This is a genomic window from Pseudomonas sp. RIT-PI-S, assembly GCF_025642975.1.
GTDB lineage: Bacteria > Pseudomonadota > Gammaproteobacteria > Pseudomonadales > Pseudomonadaceae > Aquipseudomonas.
The window spans coordinates 1-3,738 of the sequence record NZ_JANZKJ010000027.1; the positions used below are offsets into that span (position 1 = coordinate 1).

Here is a 3,738-nt window from a genome sequence, read left to right on the forward strand (position 1 = left end):
TGTGACTGGCACTTCCGTCGAAACCGCTAACAACAGCACCGCGACCACTGTTGGGAATATTGTGGTCAACGTAACCCCAGTAGCCGATGCGCCGACTGTGGTTACCCATGAAGTCACCGGCGACGAAGACACCTCGATCGCCTTGGGCACCGTGGCTACCTACGCCGATAACGATGGCTCGGAAACCCATACCACCGTTATCAGCGGCATCCCGGTCGGCGCCACCATCACTGACGGCACCCACAGCTACACCGCCGTGGCGGGTGGCGACGGTACGGCCGACGTAAGCGACTGGAACCTCTCTGGGATCAGCTTCACCGCACCGGCCAACGCCAGCGGCAGCTATACCCTAACCGTTACTGGCACCGCCGCTGAATCCGCCAACAGCAGCACCGGCATTACCTCCGGCAACATCGTGGTCAATGTCACCCCGGTCGCTGATGCACCGCACTTGTCGATCACCCCCGACAACGTCGTTTCCACCGGCCTGGTCAAGCAGACCTGGACCGGCCTCACCGGCATGGAAGGTAGCGGTGGCGGTGCGCCGGCGGCATCGTTGGTCAGCAGCATTGGCGGCGCGGACAAGTCCGTTCCAGGTACCGTGGTACAGGGCGTAAGCGATGCTGACGTGGCCCAGGGCGTGGCCAGCAAAACCTCCGGGGTGATCTTCCTCGAAGCGGGCCACACCTACAGCTTCAGCGGCGCTGTCGATGACAGCATGGCCGTTACCGTCGGTGGCAACCTGGTGGCTTCGGGCACCTGGAACGGCGGTTTCAGTGGCAGCGTCACGCCAAGCGTGACCGGTTTCTACACGCTGGACGTTTATCACTACAACCAGAACGGCCCGGGTAACTACAACGTGCTGCTGGCGGTGGATGGTGGCGCGGCCAAGCCGTTGAACGGAGAAAACTACCCGATCTACGGCAACATCGCCGACATCATCACCCCGGGCCTGGACGTGATCGCGCATGTGGATGCCAATGGCGAGGGTTACTACGCTGGCTATGCCCTTAACCACGGTGCCGAAGACAGCAGCATCAAGCTGAGCACCATCAACGCTTCGCTGGTTGACACCGACGGCTCCGAGACGCTGAAAACCACTATCTCGGGCATCCCCGAAGGCGTGACCCTCACGGATGGCAAAAACAGCTATACCGCCGTGGCCGGTGGAGATGGCACCGTTGATGTCAGCACTTGGGACCTGAGCACCCTGAGCCTGACTCCGCCGCAGAACTACAGCGGCACTATCAGCTTGAGCGTCACGGCGACCTCTACTGAAATTGCCAATGGCAGCAGCGCCAGCAGCACCGCCACGCTCAATGTGACGGTAGTGCCGGTTGCCGATGCCGCGGTAATTGTCGAAGCCCGCGCGGTATCGGGTGACGAAGACACCTCGATCGCGCTGGGCACTGTTGCCAGCTACACCGACAACGACGGTTCGGAGACCCATACCACAGTCATCAGCGGCATCCCGCTGGGCGCCACCCTGACCGACGGCACTCACAGCTACACCGCCGTGGCCGGTGGCGACGGCACCGTGGACGTGAGTGCGTGGAACCTCAAGAACATCAGCTTCACCGCCACCAAGGATGCCAGCGGCACCTACACCCTGACGGTTACCGGCACCTCCACCGAGACCGCCAACGGCAACACCATCACCAGCAGCGGCAATATCGTGGTGACCGTCAACCCGGTCACCGATATCCCCACCTTGAGCCTGATCGGCCAGAGCACCCTGGCGTCCACCAACTTCCAGGAAGTGGCCACCGGTGGCCATGGCAAGGTCGACGCGAGCAAGCTGGGCAGTGGTGAATGGCATACCGACAACAGCGGCAACACCGTTGAAATCGGCTCGGGCACTACCTACGGCGCGCAAACCACCAGCCAAGTCATCGAGCTGGAGCGCGATGCAGGGGACCCAAGCAACCTGTACACCAGTGTGAGCACCCAGGCGGGCGCCACCTACACCGTGTCCTTCGACTACTCCCCTCGCAGCAGCAATCTGGGCGATTCGAAGATTAATGTCTTCTGGGGCGGCCAGCTGATCACCACGCTGAACGCCAGCAGCGCCGGCATGACCCATTACACGCTGACCCTGCCGGTCAGCACCGACGGCAGCCAGAAGCTGGAATTCGTGGCTGTGGACAAAAACAGCACCGGTGGTGTGCTGGACAACATCCAGGTAGTGGAAACCCGCAACAGCGGCGTGGAAGACCAGCCGATCCTGTTGTCCACCATCAAGGCGGCCACCACCGACGTGGACGGCTCGGAAACCCTGACGGTGAAAATCAGCAAGGTGCCGCAAGGCTCTGTGCTCACCGACGGCACCAGCGCGCACACGGTCACCGTTGGTGCCGACGGCACCGTCGACGTGACCGGTTGGAACCTGTCGGCGGTGAAGTTCACCGCCCCAACCAACGTTAACGGCGACTTCACCCTGACCGTTACCGCGACGGCCCAGGACGGCAATGCCGCCCCGCAAAGCGTGAGCCAGGACCTGGTCGTCCATGTGGCCGCCGTCAACGACGCGCCGACCATTGCGGTAACTGCCAACAACTTCGTCGAGAACACCGCCAAGGCGGGCGACACCGCCGCGACCTACACCACCGCAGACGTAGATAGCAGCAACCTCACCGTCAGCTTTACCGGCAGCAGCAACGCCGCGGGTTACTACGCCCTGGTCGGTGGCAAGGTGGTTCTGACCCAAACCGGCGCCGATTACGTCAACGGTGGCCATGCCCTGCCGAAGGTGGACCTGACCGTCAGCGACGGCAGCCTGACCGGCTCGGCCAGCGCCACGCCGGGTGTGACCCTGGTGAACGATGCGCCAACCATCAGCGTGTCGCCGACCACTATCGTCGAGAACACCGCCACGGCCGGTACCGTTGCCGCGAACTTCAAAACCGCCGACGAAGAGGGCGACGCCCTTACCGTGAAATTCACCGGCAGCAGCAACTCCGCCGGCTACTACACCCTCTCCGGCAACCAGGTGGTGCTGACTGATAAAGGCGCGGCATACGTCAACGCCGGCAACCAACTGCCGAAGATCGACCTGACCGTCTCCGATGGTCAACTGACCAGCCACGCCACCGGTACGCCTACGGTGACTCTGGTCAACGATGCGCCAACCATCAGCGTCACCGGCCTTCCACTGATTGAAAATCTGACCTTCAAAGGCATGGCCGCAGCCGTGTTCAGCACCGCCGACGAAGAAGGCGACAAGCTGACGGTCAGCTTCACCGGCAACAGCAACGCCGACGGGTACTACAGCATCGTGGGCAACCTCGTATTGCTGACCCAGAAGGGCGCCGACTACGTCAACAGCGGGCATACGCTGCCGCAGGTTCAACTGACGGTGTCTGATGGCCAACTGACCGGGACTGACGCAGCGACTCCGAAGGTCACCCTCGTCAACGACGCGCCGACTATCGACGTCAGTGCCACCAACATCGTTGAAAACACCGCCCATGCAGGCACGGTCGCCGGCAACTTTGTGATTGCCGACGAGGAGGGCGACGCCCTTACTGTGAAATTCCTCGGCAACAGCAACTCGGCCGGCTACTACGCCATCGATGGCCTTACCGTAGTGCTGACCGAAAAAGGCGCTGCCTATGTAAATGGTGGGCATCAACTGCCTGCCATCCAATTGACCGTCAGCGATGGCAGTGCCAGCGGCTACGACAGCGCCACGCCGACCGTGACCTTGGTCAACGACGCACCGACCCTGGCGATCACCCC

Annotated in this window: 1 pseudogene; it reads left to right on the forward strand. The window is 62.4% G+C overall.

Going from position 1 to position 3,738, the window contains the following annotated elements:
• Window positions 1-3,738: pseudogene (locus tag OGL93_RS22035) on the forward strand (cadherin-like domain-containing protein); the annotation flags it as partial.